Below are 26108 nucleotides of genomic sequence, written 5' to 3' on the forward strand. Positions count from 1 at the left end.
CGACGATGCTGGCGCACGAGGTGCTGCCCGGACTGCTCGCCGACCCGGCCGGGCCGCGGGTGACCTACTACGACGACCGACCCGGACCGACCCAGGGCGAACGCATCGAGCTGTCCGGTGCGGTGCTCGCCAACTGGGTCGCCAAGGCCGGCAACCTGCTGCAGGACGAGCTGGACGCCGGGCCCGGCAGCACCGTCGCGCTGGACCTGTCGGCCGAGCACTGGCGCACGCTCTACTGGGCGCTCGCGGCCTGGGCGGTCGGCGCGACGGTGGTCGACGGTGGTGGTGCCGGCGACGGCGGTGCCGAGGGCCGCGGTGGCGCCGGCGACGGCGCGAGCGCCGACGTGCTGGTGACCACCGAGCCCCGCGCGGGCCACCCGGCGCAGGTAGTGGTCACCGAGGCGGCGCTGGCGCGCTCGTTCGCCGGCGACCTGCCCGACGGGGCGATCGACGAGGCCGCCGACCTGTCGACCTACGGCGACCACCTCGACCCCTACGCCACCGCTGGTGCGAGCGACCAGGCGCTCGTGACCGCCCGGGGCGCGTGGACGTACGGCGGGGTGGTGGGTGACTCGGGCGCGCAGGCCCCGCGCTGGCTGGTCCGCGGCGACCTGACCGGCGTGCTGCGCACGGCCCTCGCGGCGTGGGCGGCGGGCGGCTCGGTGCTGCTGTCGCGCGGCACCGACGACGACGCGCTCCCCCACCGGCTCGAGGTGGAGGGGGCGACCCCCGCGCCGGCGACGCCCTGAGGCGCCGCCCCGGACCAGGCCTTGCCGCGCCGGGCGCGACCGCGCAGGCTGGGCCCCATGGACGACAACTCGACGATCGTGGTGGTGGGCGGCGGACTCGCGGGGGCGAAGGCCGTGGAAGCGTTGCGCGACAAGGGTTTTCGCGGGCAGCTGACCCTGCTGGCGAGTGAGGACCTGCTGCCCTACGAGCGGCCGCCGCTGTCCAAGGACTACCTGCAGAAGGGCGAGGGGCTCGACGACGCGACGGTGCACGCGCGGGAGTGGTACTCCGACAACGACGTCGACCTGCGGCTCGGCGTGCGCGCCACCGAGCTCGACCTGGCCGACCGGGTGGTGACCACCTCCGCCGGCGAGGAGCTGTCGTACGACGCGCTGCTGCTGGCCACCGGCGCGCAGCCGCGCCACCTCGACCTGCCCGGGGCCGACCTCGACGGCGTGCTCTCCCTGCGCACCGTGTCCGACAGCGACGACCTGCGCGAGGCCTTCCGCGCCGGCCGCGACATCGTCATCGTCGGCGGCGGGTGGATCGGCCTCGAGACCGCGGCCGCCGCGAGCAACGCGGGCGCCAAGGTCACCGTGCTGGAGTCGCTGGAGCTGCCGCTGCTGAAGGTGCTCGGGCCGAAGCTCGCCCAGGTCTTCGCCGACCTGCACCGCGAGCACGGCGTCGACCTGCGCACGGGCGTGCAGGTCGAGGGCTTCGAGGGCACCGGCGACGTGACGGGCGTACGCCTCGCGGGCGGCGAGGTGATCCCCGCCGACGCGGTGGTGGTCGGCGTCGGCGCCGCGCCCGACGTCTCGCTGGCGCAGGGCGCGGGGCTCGAGGTCGACGATGGCATCGTCACCGACGCCGAGGGACGCACCAGCGACCCGAACGTGTTCGCCGTCGGCGACGTCGCCCGGTTCACCCACCCCGACTACCCCGAGCCGATCCGCGTCGAGCACTGGGCCAACGCGCTGGACCACCCGGCCGCGGTCGCCGCCGCGATGCTGGGCCAGGACGCCACCTGGGACGAGCTGCCCTACTTCTACACCGACCAGTACGACCTCGGCATGGAGTACGTCGGCCTCGCCGACCCCGACGACGAGGTCGTCATCCGCGGCGACCTCGGCAAGCGCGAGTTCATCGCGTTCTGGCTGCAGGACGGCAAGGTCGTCGCGGGCATGAACGTCAACGTCTGGGACGTCGTCGACGACGTGAAGGCACTGATCCGCTCCGGCAAGCAGGTCGACCGCGCCCGCCTGGCCGACCCGGACGTACCCCTGGACACGCTGGCCTGACGACGCCCACGAGGCGAACGCGAGGCCCCCGGGTGCTCGCCCCGGCGGACCCTCGGATGTGACGCGGACTACAGTCGCCGCCATGGACAAAGTGGTCTCCTCGCCGGCGGCGGCGATCGAGGGAATCGGTGACGGCGCATCGCTCGCGGTCGGCGGGTTCGGCCTCTGCGGCATCCCGAGCGTGCTGATCCAGGCGCTGCACGGCACGAGCGCGACCGACCTGCACGTGATCTCCAACAACTGCGGCGTCGACGACTGGGGTCTCGGAATCCTGTTGAACGACAAGCGGATCAGCAAGATCACCGCGTCGTACGTCGGTGAGAACAAGGAGTTCGCGCGGCAGTACCTCGAGGGCGAGCTCGAGGTCCACCTGACCCCGCAGGGCACCCTCGCCGAGAAGCTGCGCGCCGGCGGCGCGGGCATCCCGGCGTTCTTCACCCGCACCGGCGTCGGCACCCAGGTCGCCGAGGGCGGCATGCCGCTGCGCTACGCCGACGACGGCTCGATCGCCAAGGCGTCCGAGCCCAAGGAGACCCGCACCATCGACTTCGCGGGCGAGGAGACGGAGTACGTCCTCGAGGACTCGATCGTCGCCGACTTCGGCCTGGTGCGTGCCTGGAAGGGCGACCGGCACGGCAACCTGGTGTTCCGCACCAGCGCCCGCAACTTCAACCCGCTGTGCGCCATGGCGGGCCGGGTCTCGGTGGCCGAGGTCGAGGAGCTGGTCGAGCCCGGCGAGCTGTCCCCCGACGAGATCCACCTGCCCGGCATCTACGTCCAGCGGGTGCTGGCGCTCACGCCCGAGCAGGCCCGCGACAAGCGCATCGAGCGGGTCACGACCCGCCCGCGTCAGGAGTCACCCACGGCGGCCGGTGCCGCCGCCGGCAGCGAGACCACGGAGGCCTGAGCCATGCCACTCACCCGCGAGCAGATGGCCGCCCGCGCCGCGCAGGAGCTGAGCGACGGTGACTACGTCAACCTCGGCATCGGCCTGCCGACGCTGGTCCCGAACTACGTCGACGACGACGTCGAGCTGGTGCTGCAGTCCGAGAACGGCATCCTCGGCGTCGGCGCCTACCCGATCGAGGGCGACGAGGACCCCGACCTCATCAACGCCGGCAAGGAGACCGTCACGCTGCGGCGCGGCGCCTCGATCTTCGACTCGGCCACCAGCTTCGGCATGATCCGCGGCGGCAAGGTCGATGCGGCGATCCTCGGCGCCATGCAGGTGTCGGCCGCCGGCGACATCGCCAACTGGATGATCCCCGGCAAGATGGTCAAGGGCATGGGTGGCGCGATGGACCTGGTGCACGGCGCCAAGAAGGTCATCGTGCTGATGGAGCACACCGCCAAGGACGGCTCGTTCAAGATCGTCCAGGAGTGCTCGCTGCCGTTCACCGGCAAGGGCGTCGTGCAGCGGATCATCACCGATCTCGCGGTCATCGACGTCACCGAAGACGGCCTCGTGCTGCGCGAGCTGGCCCCCGGCGTCACCGAGGACGAGGTGCGCGCCAAGACCGAGCCCGAGCTCACGACTCCCACCCGCTGAAGCCGGGCAGTGCGGGCCGCGCAGGTCAGCTGGCGAGGATGTCGTCGTTGTACTGGTCGATGACCTCGCGCATCGTGCCGTCGCCGACGAGCGCACCGCCGCGCAGGTAGAGGCCGCGGGTGCAGAAGCGCAGCAGGTCGCCCTCGGAGTGCGACACCAGGAACAGCGTGCGGCCCTCGTCGAGCAGCTTCTCCATGCGCTGGTAGCACTTCTCGCGGAACGCCTTGTCGCCGACGGCGAGCACCTCGTCGACCAGGATGATCGGCTCGTCCAGGCACGTCACGACCGAGAAGCCCAGGCGCACCTGCATGCCCGAGGAGAAGTGCCGGAACGGCAGGTCCAGCCCGGCGCGCACCTGCGGCCCGGCGAAGTCGACGATCTCCTCGAAGCGCTCGTCGATCTGCTCGGTGCTCATGCCGTGCAGCCCGGCGGTCAGGTAGATGTTCTCCCGCGCCGTCAGCTCGCCGATGAACCCGCCGGTGAGCTCGATGAGCGGAGCCACGCCCTCGCGCACGATCGCGCGGCCCTCGTCGGGCAGCAGCGTCCCCGCGATGAGCTTGAGCAGGGTCGACTTGCCCTCGCCGTTGCCGCCGACGAGACCGACCGCCTCACCGCGCCCGACCTCGAAGCTCACGTCGCGCAGCGGCCAGAAGGTGCCCTTGTCGTGGGTCGTACGCCGGGTGTAGACGATCTCGCGCAGCGACAGCTTGCGCTTGCGCGAGCGCAGGAACTCGATGCCGAGGTCCTCGACGGAGATGACGGGCTGCCCCTCGGGGGTCTTCCACTCGACGGCCATGTCAGATCTCCTTCAGCACGGTCGGCTCGAACTTGCGGAAGAACCACATGCCGAACGCCAGCCACACGGCGGCGATGACGAAGGCGCTGAGCCACGCGGTGTGGAACGGCTGGTACGACGAGTGCTCGGTGAGGCCGGCGCGGTACATGTCGGTGATGCCGACCATCGGGTTGAGCGCCATGAACGGCTGCGCCCACGGCGCGCGCTCCTCGACCAGCTGCAGCGAGTAGACGATCGGCGTGAAGTAGAACAGCATCCGCAGCACGATCCGCACGATGCGGATGAAGTCGTCGACCAGAGTCGTGATGGGCGCCATGACCAGGCCCATGCCGATGCACAGCATCAGCTGGATGACCAGCGCGGGCAGGATCCAGACCAGCTGCCAGTCCAGCGACATCTCGCCGCGGGCGATGTACCAGCCGGCGAACAGGAACAGGATCGGCATGCTGAGCAGGAACTCCACGCCCTTGGCCAGCACCACCCGCACGACCCACAGCTCGCGCGGCAGGTTGGTCGAGCGCACCAGCAGCCGCTCGGACAGCAGCGCCCGCGACGACTCGTTGATGCAGGCGTTGAACCAGTTCCACGGGAGCATGCCGGCCATCAGGAAGACGATGAACGGCATCCCGGGCACCTGCCGGGAGCCCAGCAGCACGCCGAAGACGAAGAAGTAGACCAGGCCCATCGCCAGCGGGTCGATGAGCGTCCACAGGTAGCCCAGCCAGGAGCGGGCGTAGCGCACCCGCAGGTCACGCCTGACCAGCGTGTCGAGCACGTTGCGGTGCTCCCAGATGCGGGCCAGCCGCGTTGTGAGGTCCATACCGTCCTTGCCTGGGTGTTGCTGCGCCTGCTCGGGGCCGGCTGGGAGGCCCGCCGCGTCAGGCTACCGGGCCGTCGCTGTGAGTTCGCTGCACCTGTGGTCGCGTCAGCGGGTCGGGCTCCTCGCCGAGCCGGATCCGGGAGGTCAGGAACCCCCAGCCCCAGGTCAGGTGCATGGTGGCGAGCACCCCCGGGACGAGGGCGGCGACCTCGGGCCGCTGCCCCCGGGAGATCACGAGACCGCCGACGGTGACCCCGGCGAGGTAGGTCGCGGGCACGGCCAGCAGCGGTCGCCACGCCAGACCGCCGAGCGCGCCCGCCGCGACCGCGACGGTGGCCGCGGGCGGGGCGAGGTAGCGCAGGTTGATCGAGCCGGGGTGCTGCCGGGCGACCACCCGGCGCCAGCGGCCGTAGTCGCGGTACTGCCGCGCCAGCGTGCGGAAGCTGCCGCGCGGGCGGTACTCCACGCGCAGCTGCGGGGTGAACCACACCAGCCCGCCGAGCTTGCGGATGCGCCAGTTCATCTCCCAGTCCTGGGCGCGGCTGAAGCGCGGGTCGTAGCCGCCGATCCGGTCCAGCCAGGACCGGCGGAACACCCCGAGATAGACCGTCTCGGCCGGCCCCTCGGCGCCGCCGAGCTTGAACCGGGCCCCGCCGACCCCGATCGGCGACTTCATCGCGATCGCGACGGCCTCCTCGAACGGCGTGACGCCGACGGCGTCCATGATCCCGCCCACGTTGGCGGCGCCGGTGCGCTCCAGCGTCTCCAGCGCGGTCTGCAGGTAGCGCGGCGAGAGGATGCCGTGCCCGTCCACCCGGGCGACGACGTCGTACGTCGCGGCTAGCAGGCAGGCGTTCAGCGCGTCGGGCGTACGCCCGCTCGGGTTGTCGATGACCCGCACCCGGTCGTCGGCGGCGGCCAGCTCCTCGGCCACCTCGAGCGTGCGGTCCTGCGAGGGGCCGACGGCCAGCAGCACCTCGACCGGGCCGCTCACCTCCTGCGCGAGCACGGCCGCGACCGACTCGGCCAGGTGGCGCTCCTCGTTGAGGATGGGCATGACGACCGAGATGCCCGAGGCGGCGGCGGTCTCTGCGGGGTCCACGCCCGCCCGGTCTTCGGCTGTCATCGCGGACCGAGGCTACCCGCCCGGGTGCGCGGCGCCGTCGCGGCCGGGCGAGCGCGTCGGGGAAGACCCCGGTTCACCCGCAGGGACGACGCGCCACGCGAGCGCCGCGTCCCAGGGAGCCTTCCGCCGACGGGGCTACCCTGCCGTGGTGCCCCAGGACGACCAGCCCGGACACCGGCTCCCGCGCCGGCGCCCCACCGACTCCGACGACACCGAGGTGTTCGTCGTCGACACCCGTCGGGGACGGCGCCCGCAGGGCGGCGCCCCGGAGGCCGGTCCCGACGACACCGCCCAGGCCATCCCGCAGCGCCCCGCGCCCGGTCAGGGCGGCCCCGGTCGACCCGGTGGCGAGCCGACCCGAGCGGTGCCGGGGCAGGGACGTCCGCAGGGACGCGGCCAGGGCCGTCCGACCCAGGGTCGTCCGGCGCAGGGCGGCGCCCAGCCCACGCGCGCCGTGCCCGGTCAGGGCCGGCCGGCGCAGGGCGCTCAGGGTGTCCAGTCGACTCGCGCCGTGCCCTCGCAGGGGCGCCCGCCGCAGGGCGCCCAGCCCACCCGGGCGGTCCCGAACCGGGCCCCCGGCGCGCCGGCCGCAGGTGCAGCCGGCGCGGCAGGCGCCGCAGCCGCGGGCTCGGCAGCGGCGAGCGGCGGCGGGCGCCGGACCCCGGCGTACGTCCAGGGCCAGGGCCGCAGGCCCGTCGACGACGGCACGTTCGACGAGGGCTACGGCCCCGACCGCACCCGCGAGATCCCGGCGGCCGCGCCGCGCGGCTCCGGCGCTCCCCCGCGCGGACGCCGCGGCGGCCAGGCTCCCCGCCCCGTCCGCCGCAGGGGCCGCCGACCCCGCGCGAGGGACGTCCGCCGCGCGCGGCCCGCCCCCGTCGCCGCTGGCGGCGCTGGCTCGCGGCGCTGCTCGTCGTCGTCATGCTGTGGGTCGGCGCCCTCGTCTGGGCCGCCAGCAGCGCCTGGAACACGGTGACCAAGATCGACGCGATCCCGACCGACAACCGCCCGGCCGAGGGCAAGGGCACCAACATCGTGCTCGTGGGGTCCGACTCCCGCGAGGGGCTGACCGCCGAGCAGCGCGACACGCTCGGCACCGGTCGCGCGGAGGGGCGGCGCACCGACTCGATCATGCTGCTGCACATCCCCGACAGCGGGAACCCGACCCTGGTCTCCTCCCCCGCGACTCCTACGTCGAGATCCCGGGCCGCGGCCGCAACAAGATCAACGCGTCCTACTCCATCGGCGGCCCGAAGCTGCTCAACCAGACGGTCGAGGCGGCCACGGGCCTGCGCGTCGACGGATACATGGAGATCGGTTTCGGCGGGTTCGCCTCGGTCGTCGACAGCGTCGGCGGGGTCGAGATGTGCCTCGACAAGCCGATGAAGGACGTGAAGGCCGCGATCGACCTGCCCGCCGGCTGCCAGACCCTCGACGGCAAGAACGCGCTGGGGTACGTCCGCGCCCGCTACTCCGACCCGCTGGGCGACCTCGGTCGCGCGCAGCGGCAGCGGGAGTTCCTCGGCGCGCTGATGAACAAGATGGCGACGCCGGCCAACCTGCTCAACCCGGTCAAGCTGCGCTCGATGGGCACCTCCGGCGCGCAGGGCGTCGCGGTCGACAACGACATGTCGCCGTACGGCGCGCTGAAGATCATGCTGGCGCTGCGCAAGATCAGCAACGGCAGCGGCCAGTCGGTGCAGGTGCCCGTCGCCGACAGCAACTACCAGACCCGCAGCGGCGACGCCGTGCTGTGGGACGCCGCCCGGTCGCAGGCGCTGTTCGGCGCGCTCAACAACGACGAGTCACCCAACGTCGCGCCGTAACCGACTGCGGGCCTCCGGGGATTGGGGGCCGGGGCTGGGGCCGCGGCCGATCAGCCCTTCAGGACCTGGCGGGCCATGACCATCCGCTGGATCTGGTTGGTGCCCTCGTAGATCTGGGTGATCTTGGCGTCGCGCATCATCCGCTCGACCGGGTGGTCCTTGACGTAGCCGGCGCCGCCGAGCAGCTGCACCGCGTCGGTGGTGATGTCCATCGCGACGTCGGAGGCGTAGCACTTGGCCGCGGCGCCGAAGAAGGTCAGGTCGGCGTCGCCGCGCTCGGACTTGCTGGCGGCGACGTAGACCATCTGCCGCGCGGCCTCGAGCTTCATGGCCATGTCGGCGAGCATGAACTGCAGCCCCTGGAACTCGGCGATCGCCTTGCCGAACTGCTTGCGCTCCTTGACGTACGCCGTCGCGTAGTCGAGCGCGCCCTGCGCCACCCCCACGGCCTGGGCCCCGATGGTCACCCTGGTGTGGTCGAGGGTGCGCAGCGCGATCTTGAGACCCTCGCCGAGGTCGCCGACCATCCGGTCGGCGGGGATGCGGCAGTTGTCGAAGTGCAGCTCGCGGGTGGGGCTGCCCTTGATGCCGAGCTTGCGCTCGGGCTCGCCGAAGCCGAACCCCTCGTCGTCCTTCTCGACCACGAACGCGGTGATGTTGCGGCCGCGGTCGCCGTCGGGGTCGGTGACCGCCATCACGGTGTAGAACTGCGACTCGCCCGCGTTGGTGATCCACGACTTCTGCCCGTTGAGCACGAACTCGTCGCCCTCTGCCTTGGCACGGCAGCGCATGGCGGCGGTGTCGGAGCCGGCCTCCCGCTCGGACAGGCCGTAGCTGAACATCGCCTCGCCGCGCGCCACCGGCGGGAGGTACTTGCTCTTGACCTCCTCGGACGCGCCGAGGATCACCGGCATGGTGCCGAGCTTGTTGACCGCCGGGATGAGCGAGGACGACACGCAGACCCGGGCGACCTCCTCGATCACCAGGCAGGTGGCGAGCGCGTCGGCGCCGACCCCGTCGTACTCCTCCGCGATGTGCGGCGCCTGGAAGTCGGCGGCCACCAGCGCGTCGAGGGCCTCCTGCGGGAAGCGGCTCTGCTCGTCGACGTCGGCGGCGAAGGGCGCGATCTTGTCCTCGGCGACCGAGCGCACGGCCTCGCGCAGCGCCTCGTGATCCTCGGAGATCTGGAACAGGTCGAAGTCTGTGTTTCCGGTCACCCTCGCAGACTACCCAGCGGCTCGTCGGCCTCCGGCGCGGCCCGCGAGCGCGGCCAGCTCCTCCTCGGTGGGCGGCCCGGCCTGCGCCGCGGCGGTGATCAGCCGGTGCATCGAGGCGCGCAGCTGCTCGACCTCGGCCATCTCGAGCCCGAGCCGGCGCACCATGACGTGCGGCACGTGCTCGGCGCGCTCGCGCAGCGCCCGGCCCTCGGGGGTCAGCTCGATGACGACGGAGCGCTCGTCGTGCGGCCGGTGCTTCTCGACCAGGCCGGCCTTGACCAGCCGCTGCACGAGCGGTGTCGCCGTGCCGGGGTCGAGCCCGAGCAGGTCGGCGAGCTCCTTGTTGGACACCGAGCCGCGCTCCCAGAGCGCGAGCATCACGAGGTACTGCGGGTGGGTGAGGCCGAGCGGCTCCAGGACGGGGCGGTAGGCGCCGATGACACCTCGGGCGGCCAGGGCCAGACCGAAGCAGACCTGGGCCTCCAGCGACAACGGATCGATCGACGTCGCGGCGGTGGCACTCGGGTCGGACGATGCGTCCGGTTCACGGGGAGGCATGTCCGCACCTTAACACTTGGTGCCCCAATCGTTGGTGTGCTAACTTTTGGCCATGAGCCACCAGCAGCCCACCCCCATCGCCAAGGACCGCGCCGGCCTGTCCGTCGGCTATCGCTTCCGGTGGCGCGTCATGTATCACCTGCTCGCCTGGGGCGGCCCGCCGCACCGCGCCCTCGACGCGGACCCGCGCGAGCGGTTGCGCCGGGAGCGGGCAGCGCGGGTCGCCGCCGCGCACGCCAGGCACGCCGCGACCCCCGCTGCCCGTCCGGCCGCCTGACGGCTAGGCCGACGCCGCGATGCGCGGCAGCAGCCCGACGTCGAACCGGTCCGGCGCCAGCCGCACCGACGCCACGACGCCCGGCTCCACCAGCCAGACCACCTGGTCGGCCGACAGCCACGCGGGGCGCCCGTCGGCGAGCGTGATGCGGCGGTAGTCCGCCTCCTCGACCGGCCGCTCCTGCCAGTCGCGCAGCCACTCGAACGCCGGCTGCGGCTCCTGCAACCAGGACGCGCGCACGACGGTGATGCTCGCGTCGACCCGATAGCCCTCGGGCGTCTGCGACTCCCAGACCGTGGTCGAGATCTGCTCGCCGTCGTCGCCCTCGGACTCGAACGGCTGGGACACGCCCATCCCCGCGGGCAGCTCACCGATCCAGACCCCGCCGACCTGGATCGTCATCGACGACGACCATCCCGGAGCCGCCGGCGAGTCGGCGGCGGCCGGCGCCGCCGGGGCTGCGACCACGGCCGCCGCGAGCAGCGCCGGGACGGCCATGCGAATGCGTTTCATGAAGGTCTCCTCCTCGTTGGTGAAGGAGACGCTGCCGCCGTCGACGGCTCGCGCGCACCGGGTGCGCGGCGGCCTGTGGACGGCCGTCGCCGACCGCGACAGGGTGTGGACGACCGGGGCCGGGGCCCGACGAGCGGCGGGCTAGGACCGCAGCGCCGGCACGACCTCGCGCTCGAACAGCTCGATGCCGCTGGTGTCGTACGCGGCCTCGGGGAAGTTGACGATGGCGTACGTCATTCCCGCCTGCTCCAGCGCGCGCAGCTGCTCGACGACCTGCTCGGGCGTGCCCGCGCCGAGGTCGTCGCGCTGCTGGGCGACCGCGTCGACCTTGTCCTGCGACACCCCGGCCGCGCGGAAGCGCTCCTGCACCGCGCGGATGCGCTCGTCGACCTCGCGCTCGTCGCGGCCGAGGTGGATGTTGAGGTTCCCGCTGCGCACGATCTCCTCGACGTCGCGCCCGATGTCGCGGCAGTGCTCGGCCAGCACCTGGCTCTTGTGCCGGAAGGTCTCCAGGTCGCCGAGGAAGTTGGTGTAGTCGGCGTACTCCGCAGCGATGCGCAGCGTCTTGCGCTCACCGCCGCCGGCGACCCACATCGGGATGCCGTTGCGGGTCGAGCCCGGCAGCGCCGTGCCCTGCAGCGGTCGCGGCCAGCACCGCGCCCCGTCGACCTGGTAGTGCTTGCCGTCGAGCGTCGCCGAGCCGGTCGTCCACATCTGCCGGAAGATCTCCACGCCCTCGCGCAGCCGCGCGAGCCGCTCCCCGCACCGGGGAAGCCGTAGCCGTACGCCCGCCACTCGTGCTCGTACCACCCGGCGCCGATGCCCATCTCGACCCGGCCGCCGGAGATCGCGTCGACGGTCGCCGCCACCTTCGCGAGGTAGGTCGGCTCGCGATAGCTCATGCAGGTGCACATCTGACCGAGCCGCACCCGGTCGGTCGCCGCGGCGAACGCGGCCATCAGGGTCCACGCCTCGTGCGTCGCCTCCTCGGTCGGCTGCGGCGTGGTGTGGAAGTGGTCGTAGACCCAGATGGACTCCCAGGCCTCCTGGGCGTCGAACCGCTGGGCCAGGTCGCGCATCACGCGCCACTGGTCGGCCGGGTCGATGCCGACGAGGTCCATCCGCCAACCCTGGGGAACGAAGGCTCCGAATCGCATGGCCACGACGCTAGTACGCCCGCGCACCGCAGGCGGGCGCCGCGCGGCCGGACATCGGACGGTCGTCCGGCACCATGGCGTCCAGGACCGCGGTCGCGCACGGCAGGCCCGGTCACCGCCGGGCGGCGACGCACCGGCCCCCGCCCGTCCCCGACCCACCGAGGAGACCGCATGACCCAGCTCGCCGAGACCCGCCGCACGCTGTCGTACGCCGACGGCCAGCAGGTGCTCACGCTCAGCCGCACCTACCCCACCGACGTCGAGGACCTGTGGAACGCCTGCACCGACGCCGAGCGGATCCCGCGGTGGTTCCTGCCGATCAGCGGCGACCTGCGGCCGGGTGGCAGCTACGAGCTCGCCGGCAACGCCCACGGCACGATCGAGAGCTGCGACCCGCCGCGGGAGTTCACCGCGACCTGGGAGTACGCCGAGCAGGTCAGCCGCATCCGGGTCACCGTCACCCCCGACGGCGACCGCGCCCGGTTCACGCTCGAGCACACCGCCGGCACCGACGACGACCACTGGCGCCAGTTCGGGCCGGCGGCTGTCGGGATCGGCTGGGACGGCATGCTGCACGGGCTCGGCCTGCACGTCGAGAGCGGCGAGCCGGTCGACCCTCAGTTCGCCGCCGAGTGGATGTCCTCGGAGGAGGGCAAGGCGTTCTACCGCGAGAGCGGGGCGCGCTGGCTCGAGGCCGACCTCGCCGCGGGCACGCCCGCCGACGACGCCGAACGCCGTTGCGCCGCAACGGTTCAGGCCTACACCGGCGGCTGACCGGGAGCGCCTCGCGCAGCGGCCGGGGCGTGCCCCCGGTCGCTGCCGCCGCTCAGTCCTGCTGCTCCGCGACCTGCTTGCGCAGCGACTCGCCCTTGGCGTGGGCGGCGGTCTTGAGGTCGTCCGCGAACGTCGCGAGCGCCTCGCGCAGCTCGACCGCCTGCTCCCCCTCGCCGGCCGCGAGCATCCGCACCGCGAGGAGCCCCGCGTTGCGCGCCCCGCCGATCGACACCGTCGCGACGGGCACCCCGGCGGGCATCTGCACGATCGACAGCAGCGAGTCCATGCCCTCGAGGTGCTTGAGCGGCACCGGGACACCGATGACCGGGAGCGTCGTGACCGAGGCGAGCATGCCCGGCAGGTGCGCCGCTCCCCGGCCCCGGCGATGATCACCCGCAGCCCGCGCTCGGCGGCGCGGCTGCCGTAGTCGACCATCTCGTGCGGCATCCGGTGCGCCGAGACGACGTCGGCCTCGAACTCGATGCCGAAGTCGCGCAGCACGTCGGCGGCCTGCTGCATGACCGGCCAGTCGGAGTCGCTGCCCATGACGACCCCGACCTGCGGAGCGCGAGAAGCGTTGGTGTCGTTGGTCATTCGGTGACCACTCCCTGGAGGTAGTCGGCGGCGTGCTGCGCCCGCTCGCGCAGCTCGGGCAGGTCGGACCCGCTCACGTCGACGTGGCCGATCTTGCGACCGGGCCGCACGTCCTTGCCGTAGAGGTGGATCTTCAGCCCCGGGTCGCGCGCCATCAGATGACGATAGGCCGGGTAGAGGTCGGGGAAGTCGCCACCGAGCACGTTGGCCATCACGGTCCACCGGTCGCGCGGCGAGGGGTCGCCGAGCGGCAGGTCGAGCACCGCCCGCAGGTGCTGCTCGAACTGGCTGGTGACCGACCCGTCGATGGTCCAGTGACCGCTGTTGTGCGGGCGCATGGCCAGCTCGTTGACGACGTACGTCGGCTGCCCGTCGGGTGCGCGCGTCTCGAACACCTCGACGGCCAGCACACCGGTGACGCCGAGCTCGCCCGCGATGCGCAGCCCGGCCTCCGAGAGCCGGGCCGCGAGGTCGGGGTCGAGCCCCGGCGCGGGCGCGAGCACCTCGGTGCAGATGCCCTCGGTCTGCACGGTCTCGACGACTGGCCAGACGGCCGCCTGCCCCGACGGGCTGCGCGCGAGCAGCACGGCGAGCTCGCGGCGGAAGTCGACGGCCTCCTCGGCCAGCAGCCCGTCGGCGTCGGCACGCCGGAGCCAGTCGGCCGCCTCGTCGGCCGAGCGGACGAGGCGCACACCCTTGCCGTCGTACCCGCCGCGCGGCGTCTTCAGCACGACCGGCCAGCCGTGCTCTGCCGCGAACGCCTCGAGCTCGGCGGCGTCGTGCACGGCGGCCCAGGCCGGGCACGGGATGCCGAGGTCGGTGAGCCGGCGCCGCATGCGGAGCTTGTCCTGCGCGTGGGCGAGCGCGGCCGGCGACGGGTGCAGCACGACGCCGTCGGACTCCAGCGCGGCGAGCACCTCGGCCGGCACGTGCTCGTGGTCGAAGGTGACGACGTCGACGCCCCGGGCGAACTCGCGCACGCGCTCGGTGTCAGTGTGCTCGCCGACCGGCGAGGAGGGCACGACCTGGGCGGCGCTGGCGTCGTCGGCCTCGGCGAGCACCGACAGCGTGATGCCCAGATTGATGGCCGGAGGCTGCGCCATGCGGGCCAGCTGGCCCCCGCCGATGATGCCCACGACCGGGAATCCGCCGGGTGCCCGACGGGGTTGCGAGGTGCCAGTCACGGGGCACACCCTACGAGTGCGCGGCCGCGGCACGTAGAGTCACCCTGTCCACGTGGCACCGACCGAGGGAGGGAACGGCGTGCTCGAACGCCTGCGCGGCACGATGAACGTGCTGTGGCGCGAGGTCGCCAAGTTCGGCATCGTCGGTGCCGTCTGCTTCCTCATCGACTTCGGCGGGTTCAACCTGCTGGTCAACGGTCCCCTCGAGGACAAGGTCACCACCGCCAAGATCGTCAGCGGCGCGGTCGCGACCGTCTTCGCGTGGGTCGGCAACCGCTGGTGGACCTTCCGGCACCGGCACAACCGGCCGGTCGCCCACGAGGTGACGCTGTTCTTCCTGGTCAACGCCATCGCCCTCGCGATCGGCGCGGTCTGGCTGGCGTTCACCCACTACGCCCTGGGCATGGACTCCCCGCTCGCCGTCAACGTCAACGCGCTGCTCGGCATCGGCCTCGGCACGCTGTTCCGCTTCTGGGCCTACCGCCAGCTGGTGTTCGCCAACGAGCACCCCGGCGACCCGGGCGACGAGACGCCGTTCGGCGGCGAGCCGCAGCACCCTCACGCCGGCAGCGAGCCCTCGGCCTCCCCGTCGGCCGCCGAGAGGAACAGCGCGAACCGCGCCGGCTGAGCCTCGAGCAGCTCCAGCCGCCCGCCGTTGGACTGCGCCAGGTCGCGCGCCAGCGCCAGCCCGAGCCCCGTGCCGCCGGTCGTGACCCGGCGCTCGAACACGTGCGGCGCGATGCCGGGGTCGATGCCGGCGCCCTCGTCGGTCATCTCCAGCACCACCGACGGGCCGGTGCGCCGGGCCTCGACCTCGACCAGCCCGCTGCCGTGCTCGAGGGTGTTCTCCAGCAGCGTGGAGATGATCTGGGCCAGGTCGTCGCGGCGCACCCGCAGCCGCAGCCCCCGCTCCCCCGCGATCTTGATGCTGCGCCGCGCCCGCGAGAACGCCGGCTGCCACTCCCGCTGCAGCGCCGCGAGCACCGAGTCCAGCGAGGTCTCGTCCGTGTTCCCGCCGGCGCCGGCGGGCGTGCGCCGGAGCAGGTCGTCGACCACCCTGGTCAGGCGCTCGACCTGCTCGATGCAGCTCGTGGCCTCGGCGCGCATCTCGACCGGGTCGTCGAGCATCGAGATCTCCTCGAGCCGGATGAGCAGCGCGGTGAGCGGGGTGCGCAGCTGGTGGGAGGCGTCGGAGGCGAACTGCCGCTCGTGCGCGAGCCGCTGGGTGAGCTCGACCGCCCGTTGCCGCAGCACCTCCGAGACGGAGTCGATCTCGGCGACGCCGCTGGTGACCGGGGACGCGCCGGGCCGTCGCCCCAGCGCCTCGGCCTGGCCGGCGAGCGCCGCCATCGGGCGGGCCAGCCGCTCGGCGTCGCGCCGGGCGAGCCAGGCCCCGACGCCGCCGCCCAGCAGGCCGAGCGCGATCACGAGCCCGCCGCCGAGCGCCACCACGCCCGGGCCGCCGCCGGCGCGGGCGTCGATCAGCACGTGCCACGCCCCGAACGCCGCGGACGGCAGCACGATCACCGCGACCACGACCGCGACCGTGGTGAGCGTCGAGCGCAGCAGCCGGTCGCGCAGCGGCATCAGCGCGGTCCCGGCCCGGCCAGGCGCACTAGCCGCCCGCCTCGGGGTCGAACCGGAAGCCGACCCCGCGGACCGTGGTGATGAACCGCGGCGCGGACGCGTCGTCACCGAGCTTGCGGCGCAGCACCGACACGTGCATGTCGAGGGTCTTGGTCGAGCCGTACCAGGCGGTGTCCCAGACCTCGCGCATCAGCTGCTCGCGCGAGACGACCTTGCCCTGCTCGCGCACCAGCACCCGCAGCAGGTCGAACTCCTTGGCCGTCAGCTGCAGCTCCTCGTCGCCGAAGAACGCGCGCCGGGCGTCGGCGTCGATGCGCACGGCCGGGTGCTCGCCGGCGAGCTCCAGCGGCGAGCGGCGCAGCAGCGCGCGCACCCGGGCGAGCAGCTCGGCGAGCCGGAACGGCTTCGTGACGTAGTCGTCCGCGCCGGCGTCGAGACCCACGACGGTGTCGACCTCCTCGGCGCGGGCGGTGAGGATCAGCACGGGCACGGTGCGCCCCTCGGCGCGCAGCCGGCGGCAGACCTCGAGGCCGTCGATGGTCGGCAGCCCGAGGTCGAGCAGCACCAGGTCGGGGTTCTCCTTCGCGGCGGCCAGCGCGGCCTCGCCGTCGGGACAGACGTCGACGTCGTATCCCTCGCGGCGCAGGGCGCGCGCGAGGGGTTCGGAGATCGCGGGGTCGTCCTCCGCGAGCAGGACTCGCGTCATCGGAGTGATCGTAGGGTTCGGCGCCATCGGATGCTCCTGCTTCAGACCGGGTCGGGACGAGGGCGGCGTCACTGGCCCGGCCAGCGCGGTGCGCGCTTCTCGTTGAACGCCAGCACGCCCTCGGCGCGGTCGCCGGAGAACGCGGTCGCGCGCCAGCAGGCGTCCTCGACCTCGAGCCCGGTCTGCAGGTCGACGTCGAGCCCGAGCCGCATCGCCTTCTTGGCGTTGCGCAGCCCGACCGGTGAGTTCGCCGCGATCGCGGCGGCCAGCTCCAGGGCGGTCTCGCGGGCGGACCCGGCCGGCACGACCTGGTCGACGGCACCGAGGGCGTACGCCTCGGGCGCCTTGAGCTTGGCCGCGGAGAAGATCATCCGCGCGGCGCGCGACCAGCCGACGCGACGGCCGAGCAGCTGGGTGCCGCCGCCGCCGGGGATCACCCCGACCGACACCTCGGGCAGCCCGACCAGCGCCTCCTCACCGGCGACGATGACGTCGCAGGACAGCGCCAGCTCGAAGCCGCCACCGAGGGCGAACCCGTCGACCGCGGCGATCGCCGGCACCGGCAGGGCCAGCACCCCGCCGTACGCCGACCGCGACACCGGCCGCTGGCGCACCATCTCGGCGTCGGACAGGGCGTTGCGCTCCTTGAGGTCGGCGCCGACGCAGAACGCCCGGTCGTGGGAGGAGGTGAGCACCACGCAGCGCACCTGCGGGTCCGAGCCCAGCTCACCGGTGGCGGCCGCGATCGCCTCGGCCATCGCGGTCGACACGGCGTTCATCGCCGACGGCCGGTCGAGCACCAGCTCGGCGACGTGGCCGCCGTCGCCGTGCCGCTCGACGCGGACCAGCTGCTCGGTCATGGGGACTCCTCCTAGTCGGTGCGGTCGCTGGGTGCGGGGCCCGGCGCCGGCGAGGCACCGTGCGGGGTGCCCTCGGGCGGCGCCGGGTCGAACTGGTGCGGGTCGAGCGGGGCGAAGACCAGCTCGTCGTCGCCCTCGAGCTCGAGGGGGCGCGGCGCAGGCTCCACGGCCGCAGCGTGCCGAGGCCGGGCAGCTCGATGGGGTCGAGCTCGTCGGTGACGAACCGCGGCGAGGTGGCCAGGCCCCACGCGACGTCGTGGTCGACGAGCACGGTGCTCGGCCGGGCCGCGGCGGTGAGCCGCGCCGCGCGGTTGACCGTGTCGCCGTAGACGTCGCCCTGGCGGGCCAGCACCCGGCCCTGCGACAGCCCGACGCGCAGGTGCGGGATCAGGTCGTCGCTGGTGACCGCGTCGACCAGGTCGAGCGCGATGTCGGCGGCGGGCACGATCTCCTGGTGGGTGAACAGGATCTCGTCGCCCACCGTCTTGACCACCGCCCCGCCGTGGCTGCTGACCACGTCGGAGGCGAGCGCCTCGAAGCGCGAGACCAGGCGAGCCAGGTCGCGCTCGCTGAGATGGCGAACGAGCTGGGTGAAGCTCACCAGGTCGGCGAACCCGACCGTGCGGCGCACGCCGACGTGGCTCTCGGGCTCGCTGTCGGCGACCAGGCGCGAGATGGCCAGCGACACGTTGCGCCGCCAGACGTAGACCAGCAACGGCTCCAGCCGGTCCATCAGGTCGGCGGTCAGCTCGGCGGTGCGGCGGGCGACGTCGCTGTCGAGCCCGATCTGCTCGCCGGCCACGAAGTCGCTGAGCAGCTGGGTCTGCCACATCGCGAGGCGGTCGGTGCTGCGGCCGTACGCCCGCGCCAGCCCGCGCGCGGTCGGGCCGGGCAGCAGGCCGTTCTGCACGCTCTCGACGACGTCGCGCAGCGCCTCGACGTCGGCTGCGGTGAAGACCCGGTCGTCGTCGCGCGCGCTCGCGAATCCCAAGGAACGCCAAAGGTTCTCGGCCGCCTCCTGGGTGACGCCGACCTCGGCGGCGACGTCGGTGCGGGTGAACTCGCGGCCCCCGCCCATGATCCGTGCCTCGATGGAGTCGACGAACTCTGCGCGGTCCCAGTCGGGGCGTGGTTCCTGGTCGCTCATGCGGCTCCCTGCGGGCGCACGTGCACCACGTCGCCGACCGCGAGCGCGTGGCGCCGCCCGCCGGAGTCGACCACGATGCGGCCCTCGCCGTCGATGTCGACCGCGTCGCCGACGACGTCGCCGGCGTCACGCTCGACGCGCACGGCCGAGCCGAGAGTGACGCAGGCGGCGCGGTAGGCGTCCTGGGCGGCGATCAGCTCGGCCCCGCCCGCGGTCCAGGCGCGCTCGGCGACCGCGAGCTCGGTGAGCAGCGCCGCGGCCAGCTCGGCGCGGTCGGGGCTGCCGCCGCCGGCCAACCGCAGCGAGGTCGCGGTGGGCACCGGCAGCTCGTCGGCGGTGAGGTCGACGTTGGTGCCGACGCCGGCGACCACGACGGGGGCGTCGGCGTGGATGGTGGTCGCGCACAGGATGCCGGCGAGCTTGCCCCACGGCCGGTCGTCGGCGGGGCGGGCGAGCACGTCGTTGGGCCACTTCAGCCCGACCCGGGCGCCGGTCGCGCCGAGCGCGCGGTGGGCGGCGAGGCCGACCAGCAACGGCACCCAGCCCCAGCGGCGGGGGTCGGCGGGCAGCGGCAGCACCGCGCTGACCGCGAGCGCCGAGCCGGGCGGCGCGCTCCAGGTGCGGGTCATCCGGCCGCGCCCGGCGGACTGGTGGTCGGCGACGACCACGCGCCCCGGGACGGGGTCGGTCATGGCCTCGGAGTTGGTGGACCCGATCGTGCCGTGCACCTCCGGCCGCGCCCAGCGCGACCCGCGCAGCCTGGTCTCGAGCAGGGGCCCGTCGGTCGCTGGGCGCTCGGGGTGGCTGTGGCTCACGTCACCAAGGGTATGGGTGGGGCTCGCGCGCCCGGAGAGACGCCTGTTCGCCGGCGCGGTGCCGCCGCCGCGAGCACCCGCAACCCGATGGCCGCGCCCCGCTCGCGTGCCTATTGTCGGAGCGTGAACCAGACCCCCACGCGCAAGCCGACCGCCGTCGACGCGATCGCCGAGAAGTACCACGACGAGAGCCTGGCCCTCAGCCCCATCATGGCGACCTACCTCGGAGTGCCGGGGCACGACGGCGAGCTCGACGACTTCTCCCCCGCCGGCCTCGCCGAGCACGCGGAGCTGCGCGAGCGCACGCTGCGCGAGCTGGGTGCGGCCGAGCCCGAGGACGAGGTCGACCGGGTGACGGTGTCGGCGATGACCGAGCGGCTGGGGCTGGCCCAGGAGTTCCACGAGGCCGGGCTCGACGCGATGGCGCTCAACAACATCGCCTCGCCGCTGCAGGAGATGCGCGACGTGCTCGACCTGATGCCGACCGACACCTCCGAGCAATGGTCGACGGTGGCCGCGCGGCTGCGCGCGATGCCGGCAGCGCTGGACCAGTGGTTCGAGTCGCTCGAGCAGGCCCGCGGCGAGGGCCGGGTGGCCGCGCGCCGGCAGGTCGAGGCGTGCATCCAGCAGACCACGGACCACACCGCCGACGACGGATACTTCGCCACGCTCGTGCGCGACGCCCGGGCCGGCGACGACGAGCTGTCCGACGACGTGCGCGAGGACCTGGCCGAGGCGGTGCGCGAGGCCGCGCAGGCGTACGCCAAGGCCGGCGACCGGCTGCGCGCGGACGTGCTGCCGCACGCGCCGGAGGCCGACGGGTGCGGCCGGGAGATCTACCCGCTGTACTCCCGCACCTTCCTCGGCGCGAGCGTCGACCTGGAGGAGACGTACGCCTGGGGCCAGGAGGAGCTGGCCCGCATCGGCGCCGAGATGGCCGAGACCGCCGAGCGGGTCAAGCCGGGCGCGAGCGTCAAGGAGGCGCTGGCGGCGCTGGACGCCGACCCGGCCTATCAGCTGCAGGGCACCGACGCGCTGCGGGAGTGGATGCAGACCAAGGCCGACGAGGCGATCAGCGAGCTGGCCGGCACCCACTTCGACGTCCCCGACCCGGTGCGCACGATCGAGTGCATGATCGCGCCGACGCAGACCGGCGGGATCTACTACACCGGCCCCAGCGAGGACTTCTCCCGCCCGGGCCGGATGTGGTGGTCGGTGCCCAAGGGCGTGACCGAGTTCGGCACCTGGCGCGAGCTCACGACCGTCTACCACGAGGGCGTGCCGGGGCATCACCTCCAGGTCGCCCAGACGATGTACCGCTCCGAGCTGCTCAACTCCTGGCGCCGGATGGACGCCTGGACCTCCGGCCACGGCGAGGGCTGGGCGCTCTACGCCGAGCGGCTGATGGACGAGCTGGGATATCTCGACGACCCCGGCAACCGGATGGGCATGCTCGACGGCCAGTCGCTGCGCGCCGCGCGGGTGGTGCTCGACATCGGGTTCCACTGCGGCTTCGAGGCGCCCGACGAGGTCGGCGGCGGCGAGTGGACCTACGACAAGGCCTGGGAGTTCCTCGGCGCCCACTGCGACATGAACGAGGGCTTCCTGCGGTTCGAGCTCGACCGCTACCTCGGGTGGCCGGGCCAGGCACCGTCGTACAAGATCGGCGAGCGGCTGTGGTTGCAGCTGCGCGACGAGGTCAAGCAGCGCGAGGAAACTCCTTCGACCTCAAGGCTTTTCACCGTCGGGCGCTCGACATCGGTGGCGTCGGTCTCGACACGCTGCGCGAGGCGGTGCTCGCGCCATCGGCATGAGCCCGCGGCGCGAGCCGCACCCGGTCACCGGCGAGCTGTTCGCCTCTCCCGTGCCGCCCGGCCGGGGCTGGCCCGGCGACCCCGCGACGGCCCGCACGCCCGTCGCCCGCGACGCCGACGACGTCACCCGGCTCGCGGGCTCGGCCCGCTCACTGGAGGTGCTGAACGCCCGCATCTCGGTGTGCCGGGCCTGCCCGCGGCTGGTCGAGTGGCGCGAGCGGGTCGCGACGAGCGGGCGGCGGGCCTCGTTCGCCGACCAGCCGTACTGGGGCCGACCCGGTCCGGGCTTCGGCGACCCCGAGGCCGAGGTGCTGATCGTGGGGCTCGCGCCGGCGGCCAACGGCACCAACCGCACCGGCCGGCTGTTCACCGGCGACCGGTCCGGCGACTGGCTGTACGCCGCGCTGCACCGGGCGGGGTACGCCAACCAGCCGCAGTCGTGGGCGGCCGGGGACGGTCTGCGGCTCGACGGGATCCGCATCGCGGCGGCGGTGCGCTGCGCTCCCCGGACAACAAGCCGTCGACGGCCGAGAAGGCCACCTGCGCGCCGTGGCTGGACCGCGACCTGCAGCTGGCCGAGCCGCGGCTGCGCTCGATGCTGGCGCTCGGCTCGATCGGCTGGGACGCCGCGCTCGGGGCGGCCCGACGGCTCGGCTGGACCGTGCCGCGGCCCAAGCCGAGGTTCGGGCACGGCGCCGAGGCGATGCTGACGACGGCCGCCGGCGCGGACGTACGACTGCTCGGCAGCTATCACGTGAGCCAGCAGAACACCTTCACCGGCCGGCTCACCGAGGCGATGCTGGACGAGGTCATCGCGCGGCTGTGACGCCGGGTTAGATTCCGGGCATGTCGGTCGCCCTGCCCCTCCTGCTGCTCGTCGCCGCCGTGGTCGCGGTGTCGGCCGTGGCCCGCAAGGTGGGGCTGTCGGCGCCGCTGCTGCTCACCGGGATCGGCGCGATCGCCTCGTTCGTGCCGGGCATGCCGGTGGTCGAGGTCGACGCCGAGCTGGTGCTGCTGGGCTTCCTGCCGCCGCTTCTGTTCGCCGCCGCGAGCCAGACCTCGCTCATCGACCTGCGGCGCGACAAGGTGCAGATCCTGCGGCTGTCGGTCGGGCTGGTGCTGTTCACGACGTTCGGCGTGGCGCTGGTGGCGTGGTGGCTGCTGCCGATCGACTTCGCGGCCGCGGTCGCGCTCGGGGCGGTCGTGGCGCCGCCCGACGCGGTCGCGGCGACGGCGGTGGCCCGGCGCATCGGGCTGCCGCGGCGCATCGTGTCGATCCTCGAGGGCGAGTCGCTGTTCAACGACGCGACCGCGCTGGTGACGCTGCGCACCGCGCTCGCCGCGACCGCCAGCGCGGTGTCGGTGTGGAGCGCCGGGCTGGACTTCCTGCGCGCCTCGGTCGGTGGCGCGCTGGTGGGGCTGGTCGCGTTCTTCCTGATCGCGCGCGTGCGTCGCCACATCAAGGACACGACCACGAGCGTGGTGCTGTCGTTCATGTCGCCGTGGCTGGCGTACCTGCCCGCGGAGGAGATCCACGCCTCCGGCGTCATCGCCGCGGTGGTGTGCGGGGTGCTGCTCGCGCACAAGGCGCCCTACCTGCAGACCGCGCAGTCGCGCGTGGCCGAGCGCGCCAACTGGGCCAGCGTGCAGTTCGTGCTGGAGAACCTGGTGTTCCTGCTCATCGGGCTGCAGGCCGCCGCGATCTTCGACCACGTCGACGAGAGCGGCCTGAGCTACGGCCAGGTGTTCGTCGCCGCGCTCGCCGTGCTCGCGACGGTGATGCTGCTGCGGCCGGTGTGGATCGTGGGGTTCGCCCTGCTCGCGCGCTCGCGCCCCGGCATCAGCAGCGGGCTGCGCCTGCGCGAGTCGCTGGTCGCCAGCTGGGCCGGCATGCGCGGCGTGGTGACGCTCGCGGCGGCGTTCACCATCACCGCCGAGGAGGTGCCGCAGCGCGACGTGCTGATCTTCGTCGCGCTCGTCGTCACCATCGGCACGCTGGTGATCCAGGGGTTCACGCTCGGCTGGGTCGCGCGCCGCTGCGGGCTGCACGCGCCCGACCCGCGCGAGGACGCCCTGCAGCAGGCCCAGCTGCTGCAGGCCGCGGTGGGCGCCGGGCTGCACCGGCTGAAGGAGGAGGTCCAGCAGTCGACCGACCAGGTCGACGAGCGGGTGCTCATGTCGCTGCGCGCCACCTCCGAGCGGCGCGCCAACCTCGCCTGGGAGCGGCTCGGACGCTCCAGCGCCGAGGGGGCCGAGAGCCCGACCGCGGCCTACCGGCGGCTGCGGCTCGACATGCTCGACGCCGAGCGCGCCAAGGTGCTCAAGTGGCGCGACAAGGGCGTCATGGACCACGAGGTGCTCGGCGAGGTCATGCAGTCGATCGACGTGGAGGAGTCGATGATCAGCGCGATCGAGACCCGCGACGCCGAGGCCCGCGAGCGCATCCTGCTCACCCCGGAGAACCGCCGCGGCGGGTGCGTCGACCTGCAGGAGGCGCCCTCCACCATCGACCCGCTGACCCACGAGGACACCTGCCCCGAGTGCCTGCGCGAGGGCCTCGACCCGGTGCAGCTGCGGCTGTGCCTCACCTGCGGCAACGTCGGCTGCTGCGACTCCTCCGTCGGCAAGCACGCGACCAAGCACCACGAGGCCACCGGCCACCCGGTCATCCGCTCGTTCGAGCCGGGTGAGGCGTGGCGGTGGTGCTACGACCACCACCTGCTGGGGTGAGATGCGCGCGGGGGCGCGGCCGGCGTACGCACGCGGCCGTGACTGTGCAAGACACGCGGTAGGCATCGCGTTCGCAACCGCGTGTCCTGCACAGTCACGAAGCGGATAGCCTCCGGCCATGGCGCTCCCGCTCGTGCTGGCCTCGGCCTCCCCGCCCGACTCACCACCCTGCGCGCCGCCGGGGTCGAGCCGACCGTGGTGGTCTCCGACGTCGACGAGCCGGCGCTGGTCGAGCGCGCGGAGCACGAGTTCGGCGACCTCGGGGCCGAGGACGTGGCGCTGCTGCTCGCGCGCGCCAAGTGCGAGGCGGTGGCCGCGACGCTCGGTGAGGAGGACGTACACCCCGGGCTGGTCCTCGGCTGCGACTCCGTGCTCGAGCTCGACGACGAGGTGCACGGCAAGCCCGCCGACGCGGCCGAGGCGATCGCGCGCTGGCAGCGGATGCGCGGGCGGTCCGGGGTGCTGCACACCGGGCACTGGCTGATCGACGATCGCGACGACGGCACCGGCGCGACCATCGGCGCGGTCGCCTCGACCACCGTGCACTTCGCCGATCTCGACGACGCCGAGATCGAGGCGTACGTCGGCACCGGCGAGCCGCTGCGCGTCGCCGGCGCGTTCACGATCGACGGACTCGGCGGGGCGTACGTCCGGGGCATCGAGGGCGACCACCACAACGTCGTCGGACTGAGCCTGCCGCTGCTGCGGGAGCTGCTCGCCGACGTGGGCGTGGCCTGGCGCGACCTGCGGGGTAGCCCCTCCCCGCGCATGCGGGAGAGGGGGTGCGGTCAGCGCGGGGCGTTCGCCGCGGCGACGGCGTCGACGATGCCGCGGCCGTAGAGCGGGTTGTAGCCGCCGCGCGTGCCGAGCAGCGGGTCGACCGCCGTGTTGAGCAGCGACGCCTGCACGTTGTCGACGCTGCGCCCCTGCCCGAACAGCAGCGCGGCGACGCCGGCCACGTGCGGGGTGGCCATCGAGGTGCCGGCGAACGGCGCGTAGTCGCCCCCGTCGGTGCCCGTCCCGCGCGGGACCGTCGACCAGATGTCGTTGTCGCCACCCGTGCCCGCGCCCCCGGAGCGGCCATCGAGTTGAGGTCGAGCTTGACCGGCAGCTCGGAGTAGTACGCCTTGTTCTTGTTGCGGTCGACCGCCCCCACGCAGATCGCCTCGCTGGAGAACGCCGGGTCGTTGCAGAGCACCGTCGAGGTGTTGCCGGCGGCGGCGACGGTCAACGCGCCCTTGTCACGGGCGTACGAGATCGCTTGTGTCACAGAGGGATCCACGAGCGAGAGCAGCTGGGTGCCGGGGAGACCGCCGAGCGAGAGGTTGATGACCTTGGCGCCGCGGTCGGCCGCCCAGCGGATGCCGGAGGCGACGTCGGCGTTGGTGCCGCTGCCGTCCTCGAGCACCTTCACCGGCAGGATGCGCGCGTCGGGTGCGACCCCCGCGACCCCGATGCCGTTGTCGCGCACGGCCGCGACCGTGCCGGAGACGTGGGTGCCGTGCACGTCGGGGTCCTGCCCGACGCCGTCGACGCCCTTCCAGTCGCCGTTGCCGCACGGCTTCTGGCCCTCCGGGCAGCCGGCGAACGTCGCGCCCTGCAGCAGGCGCCCCTGCAGGTCGGGCTGGCTGAAGTCGACGCCCGTGTCGACGACCGCGACGGTGACCCCCTCACCGGTGGTCGTGGGCCATACCTGCTCGGCGCCCGTCATCTGCAGACCCCACAGCTTGGGGTAGAGCGGGTCGTTGGTCGCGGCCTGCGCGCCGGGCGCGGAGGCGACCGCGAGCAGGGCGATCGCACCGGTGGCGAGGAGGGTGCGGGTGGTGCGGGGCGTGGTGGGGGTCATGGGGGGACCTTTCCGTGGCGGAAACGATCCGTCATGCGTAGCACAGGCGGTTACCCCTTCGTAGGTTTCGGAGGCGGTGGATTGCCGGGCGGGGCGGGCCCGCCCGCCCCCGACACCGCCGTACGCCCTCGCCGAGTGGCGAGCACGGACTCACCCGAGGCCTGTGGATAACTTTCGAGCCGGGT

General features: G+C 73.5%; 24 protein-coding genes and 5 pseudogenes. 13 read left to right on the forward strand and 16 right to left on the reverse strand.

Going from position 1 to position 26108, the window contains the following annotated elements; all coding sequences use genetic code 11:
- The first annotated feature begins 5 nt into the window (after window positions 1–5).
- The 4 genes from QUE40_RS12435 to QUE40_RS12450 all read left to right on the forward strand — a co-directional run bounded on the left by QUE40_RS12435 (window position 6) and on the right by QUE40_RS12450 (window position 3576).
- On the forward strand, window positions 6–749 hold the full coding sequence (locus QUE40_RS12435) for a TIGR03089 family protein (protein WP_289231162.1): 744 nt from the start codon (window positions 6–8) through the stop codon (window positions 747–749).
- Window positions 750–806: 57 nt separating this feature from the next.
- Window positions 807–2027 carry an NAD(P)/FAD-dependent oxidoreductase gene (locus QUE40_RS12440; RefSeq protein WP_289231163.1) on the forward strand — a complete coding sequence of 407 codons (1221 nt, stop codon included), beginning with the start codon at window positions 807–809 and terminating at the stop codon, window positions 2025–2027.
- A gap of 82 nt (window positions 2028–2109) precedes the next feature.
- Window positions 2110–2934: a CoA transferase subunit A gene (locus QUE40_RS12445; protein WP_142005913.1), complete on the forward strand. Its 825-nt coding sequence runs from the start codon at window positions 2110–2112 to the stop codon at window positions 2932–2934.
- A 3-nt stretch (window positions 2935–2937) separates the two neighbouring features.
- Window positions 2938–3576, forward strand: a complete 639-nt coding sequence (locus QUE40_RS12450) for a CoA transferase subunit B (protein WP_289231164.1) — start codon at window positions 2938–2940, stop codon at window positions 3574–3576.
- 25 nt (window positions 3577–3601) lie between these two features.
- Here the strand turns inward: QUE40_RS12450 and QUE40_RS12455 are convergent, their stop codons facing one another.
- From QUE40_RS12455 to QUE40_RS12465, 3 genes are read right to left on the reverse strand one after another with little or no spacing between them, the layout of a single operon-like run.
- Window positions 3602–4372, reverse strand: coding sequence for an ABC transporter ATP-binding protein (locus QUE40_RS12455; protein ID WP_289231165.1), 771 nt, complete (start codon window positions 4370–4372; stop codon window positions 3602–3604).
- Between the two features lies 1 nt (window position 4373).
- Window positions 4374–5192, reverse strand: a complete 819-nt coding sequence (locus QUE40_RS12460) for an ABC transporter permease (protein WP_142005916.1) — start codon at window positions 5190–5192, stop codon at window positions 4374–4376.
- A gap of 58 nt (window positions 5193–5250) precedes the next feature.
- Window positions 5251–6318 carry a glycosyltransferase family 2 protein gene (locus tag QUE40_RS12465; protein WP_289231166.1) on the reverse strand — a complete coding sequence of 356 codons (1068 nt, stop codon included), beginning with the start codon at window positions 6316–6318 and terminating at the stop codon, window positions 5251–5253.
- Window positions 6319–6466: 148 nt separating this feature from the next.
- On the opposite strand from QUE40_RS12465, the gene QUE40_RS12470 reads away from it, so the two are divergent.
- Together QUE40_RS12470 and QUE40_RS12475 are read left to right on the forward strand one after the other, a co-directional pair.
- Window positions 6467–7294: a hypothetical protein gene (locus QUE40_RS12470; protein ID WP_289231167.1), complete on the forward strand. Its 828-nt coding sequence runs from the start codon at window positions 6467–6469 to the stop codon at window positions 7292–7294.
- Window positions 7245–8144, forward strand: a complete 900-nt coding sequence (locus QUE40_RS12475; RefSeq protein WP_289231168.1) for an LCP family protein — start codon at window positions 7245–7247, stop codon at window positions 8142–8144. Before QUE40_RS12470 ends, QUE40_RS12475 begins: the two co-directional genes overlap by 50 nt.
- A 50-nt stretch (window positions 8145–8194) precedes the next feature.
- Here the strand turns inward: QUE40_RS12475 and QUE40_RS12480 are convergent, their stop codons facing one another.
- Together QUE40_RS12480 and QUE40_RS12485 are read right to left on the reverse strand one after the other, a co-directional pair.
- Entirely contained in the window at window positions 8195–9361 is a 1167-nt protein-coding gene (locus tag QUE40_RS12480) for an acyl-CoA dehydrogenase family protein (RefSeq protein ID WP_289231169.1), read from the reverse strand.
- Between the two features lie 9 nt (window positions 9362–9370).
- Window positions 9371–9919, reverse strand: a complete 549-nt coding sequence (locus QUE40_RS12485; protein ID WP_289231170.1) for a MarR family winged helix-turn-helix transcriptional regulator — start codon at window positions 9917–9919, stop codon at window positions 9371–9373.
- Between the two features lie 52 nt (window positions 9920–9971).
- On the opposite strand from QUE40_RS12485, the gene QUE40_RS12490 reads away from it, so the two are divergent.
- Window positions 9972–10196 carry a hypothetical protein gene (locus QUE40_RS12490; RefSeq protein ID WP_142005920.1) on the forward strand — a complete coding sequence of 75 codons (225 nt, stop codon included), beginning with the start codon at window positions 9972–9974 and terminating at the stop codon, window positions 10194–10196.
- A gap of 3 nt (window positions 10197–10199) precedes the next feature.
- Here QUE40_RS12490 and QUE40_RS12495 read toward each other — a convergent pair whose 3' ends face one another.
- Window positions 10200–10709, reverse strand: a complete 510-nt coding sequence (locus tag QUE40_RS12495; RefSeq protein WP_289231171.1) for a hypothetical protein — start codon at window positions 10707–10709, stop codon at window positions 10200–10202.
- Between the two features lie 141 nt (window positions 10710–10850).
- A pseudogene (locus tag QUE40_RS12500) lies at window positions 10851–11866 on the reverse strand (LLM class F420-dependent oxidoreductase).
- Window positions 11867–12037: 171 nt separating this feature from the next.
- On the opposite strand from QUE40_RS12500, the gene QUE40_RS12505 reads away from it, so the two are divergent.
- Entirely contained in the window at window positions 12038–12640 is a 603-nt protein-coding gene (locus QUE40_RS12505; protein WP_289231172.1) for an SRPBCC family protein, read from the forward strand.
- Between the two features lie 52 nt (window positions 12641–12692).
- Here the strand turns inward: QUE40_RS12505 and purE are convergent.
- Window positions 12693–13234: pseudogene (gene purE / locus QUE40_RS12510) on the reverse strand (5-(carboxyamino)imidazole ribonucleotide mutase).
- Entirely contained in the window at window positions 13231–14418 is a 1188-nt protein-coding gene (locus QUE40_RS12515; RefSeq protein WP_289231173.1) for a 5-(carboxyamino)imidazole ribonucleotide synthase, read from the reverse strand. Before QUE40_RS12515 ends, purE begins: the two are co-directional and overlap by 4 nt.
- A 52-nt stretch (window positions 14419–14470) precedes the next feature.
- On the opposite strand from QUE40_RS12515, the gene QUE40_RS12520 reads away from it, so the two are divergent.
- A complete protein-coding gene (locus QUE40_RS12520; protein ID WP_236022368.1) occupies window positions 14471–15046 on the forward strand; it encodes a GtrA family protein in 576 nt (191 codons plus the stop codon).
- On the opposite strand, the gene QUE40_RS12525 is transcribed toward QUE40_RS12520, so the two are convergent.
- The 5 genes from QUE40_RS12525 to QUE40_RS12545 form a co-directional block, all read right to left on the reverse strand.
- Window positions 14977–16005 (reverse strand): sensor histidine kinase, encoded by a 1029-nt coding sequence (locus QUE40_RS12525; RefSeq protein WP_142005925.1) that lies wholly within the window; start codon window positions 16003–16005, stop codon window positions 14977–14979. The two genes, QUE40_RS12520 and QUE40_RS12525, sit on opposite strands and share 70 nt — an antisense overlap.
- A gap of 28 nt (window positions 16006–16033) precedes the next feature.
- Window positions 16034–16711 carry a response regulator transcription factor gene (locus QUE40_RS12530; RefSeq protein WP_142005926.1) on the reverse strand — a complete coding sequence of 226 codons (678 nt, stop codon included), beginning with the start codon at window positions 16709–16711 and terminating at the stop codon, window positions 16034–16036.
- A 68-nt stretch (window positions 16712–16779) separates the two neighbouring features.
- Complete coding sequence (locus tag QUE40_RS12535; protein ID WP_289233082.1) at window positions 16780–17511, reverse strand: enoyl-CoA hydratase-related protein; 732 nt, start codon at window positions 17509–17511, stop codon at window positions 16780–16782.
- A complete protein-coding gene (locus tag QUE40_RS12540) occupies window positions 17438–18718 on the reverse strand; it encodes an adenylate/guanylate cyclase domain-containing protein (RefSeq protein ID WP_289231174.1) in 1281 nt (426 codons plus the stop codon). The genes QUE40_RS12535 and QUE40_RS12540 overlap by 74 nt, the downstream gene beginning before the upstream one ends.
- The gene (locus tag QUE40_RS12545) at window positions 18715–19533 is read right to left on the reverse strand and encodes a biotin--[acetyl-CoA-carboxylase] ligase (protein WP_289231175.1); all 819 of its coding nucleotides are present in this window, start codon (window positions 19531–19533) and stop codon (window positions 18715–18717) included. Before QUE40_RS12545 ends, QUE40_RS12540 begins: the two co-directional genes overlap by 4 nt.
- Before the next feature lie 87 nt (window positions 19534–19620).
- Between QUE40_RS12545 and QUE40_RS12550 the strand changes: the two are divergent.
- The 4 genes and pseudogenes from QUE40_RS12550 (at window position 19621) to QUE40_RS12565 (ending at window position 24917) form a co-directional block, all read left to right on the forward strand.
- Window positions 19621–21347 (forward strand): annotated as a pseudogene (locus tag QUE40_RS12550) (DUF885 domain-containing protein).
- A pseudogene (locus QUE40_RS12555) lies at window positions 21344–22173 on the forward strand (uracil-DNA glycosylase). The pseudogenes QUE40_RS12550 and QUE40_RS12555 overlap by 4 nt, the downstream one beginning before the upstream one ends.
- Before the next feature lie 20 nt (window positions 22174–22193).
- On the forward strand, window positions 22194–24077 hold the full coding sequence (locus tag QUE40_RS12560; protein WP_289231176.1) for a Na+/H+ antiporter: 1884 nt from the start codon (window positions 22194–22196) through the stop codon (window positions 24075–24077).
- A gap of 195 nt (window positions 24078–24272) precedes the next feature.
- Window positions 24273–24917, forward strand: coding sequence for a Maf family protein (locus tag QUE40_RS12565; protein ID WP_350226963.1), 645 nt, complete (start codon window positions 24273–24275; stop codon window positions 24915–24917).
- Here the strand turns inward: QUE40_RS12565 and QUE40_RS19860 are convergent.
- Complete coding sequence (locus tag QUE40_RS19860) at window positions 24866–25051, reverse strand: hypothetical protein (protein WP_491018183.1); 186 nt, start codon at window positions 25049–25051, stop codon at window positions 24866–24868. The two genes, QUE40_RS12565 and QUE40_RS19860, sit on opposite strands and share 52 nt — an antisense overlap.
- A gap of 149 nt (window positions 25052–25200) precedes the next feature.
- Window positions 25201–25923, reverse strand: a pseudogene (locus QUE40_RS12575) (S8 family serine peptidase); the annotation flags it as partial.
- Between the last annotated feature and the right edge of the window lie 185 nt (window positions 25924–26108).

It is taken from the genome of Barrientosiimonas endolithica (genome assembly GCF_030296655.1).
Classification (GTDB): Bacteria; Actinomycetota; Actinomycetes; order Actinomycetales; family Dermatophilaceae; genus Barrientosiimonas; species Barrientosiimonas humi.

Coding starts and splice junctions, on each gene's coding strand:
- QUE40_RS12440 (WP_289231163.1), top strand. CDS start 807: ATGGACGACAACTCGACGATCGTGGTGGTGGGCGGCGGACTCGCGGGG.
- QUE40_RS12490 (WP_142005920.1), top strand. CDS start 9,972: ATGAGCCACCAGCAGCCCACCCCCATCGCCAAGGACCGCGCCGGCCTG.
- QUE40_RS12495 (WP_289231171.1), bottom strand. CDS start 10,709: ATGAAACGCATTCGCATGGCCGTCCCGGCGCTGCTCGCGGCGGCCGTG.
- QUE40_RS19860 (WP_491018183.1), bottom strand. CDS start 25,051: ATGGCCACCCCGCACGTGGCCGGCGTCGCCGCGCTGCTGTTCGGGCAG.
- QUE40_RS12485 (WP_289231170.1), bottom strand. CDS start 9,919: ATGCCTCCCCGTGAACCGGACGCATCGTCCGACCCGAGTGCCACCGCC.
- QUE40_RS12450 (WP_289231164.1), top strand. CDS start 2,938: ATGCCACTCACCCGCGAGCAGATGGCCGCCCGCGCCGCGCAGGAGCTG.
- QUE40_RS12525 (WP_142005925.1), bottom strand. CDS start 16,005: ATGCCGCTGCGCGACCGGCTGCTGCGCTCGACGCTCACCACGGTCGCG.
- QUE40_RS12435 (WP_289231162.1), top strand. CDS start 6: ATGCTGGCGCACGAGGTGCTGCCCGGACTGCTCGCCGACCCGGCCGGG.
- QUE40_RS12460 (WP_142005916.1), bottom strand. CDS start 5,192: ATGGACCTCACAACGCGGCTGGCCCGCATCTGGGAGCACCGCAACGTG.
- QUE40_RS12540 (WP_289231174.1), bottom strand. CDS start 18,718: ATGAGCGACCAGGAACCACGCCCCGACTGGGACCGCGCAGAGTTCGTC.
- QUE40_RS12465 (WP_289231166.1), bottom strand. CDS start 6,318: ATGACAGCCGAAGACCGGGCGGGCGTGGACCCCGCAGAGACCGCCGCC.
- QUE40_RS12445 (WP_142005913.1), top strand. CDS start 2,110: ATGGACAAAGTGGTCTCCTCGCCGGCGGCGGCGATCGAGGGAATCGGT.
- QUE40_RS12505 (WP_289231172.1), top strand. CDS start 12,038: ATGACCCAGCTCGCCGAGACCCGCCGCACGCTGTCGTACGCCGACGGC.
- QUE40_RS12455 (WP_289231165.1), bottom strand. CDS start 4,372: ATGGCCGTCGAGTGGAAGACCCCCGAGGGGCAGCCCGTCATCTCCGTC.
- QUE40_RS12560 (WP_289231176.1), top strand. CDS start 22,194: ATGTCGGTCGCCCTGCCCCTCCTGCTGCTCGTCGCCGCCGTGGTCGCG.
- QUE40_RS12530 (WP_142005926.1), bottom strand. CDS start 16,711: ATGACGCGAGTCCTGCTCGCGGAGGACGACCCCGCGATCTCCGAACCC.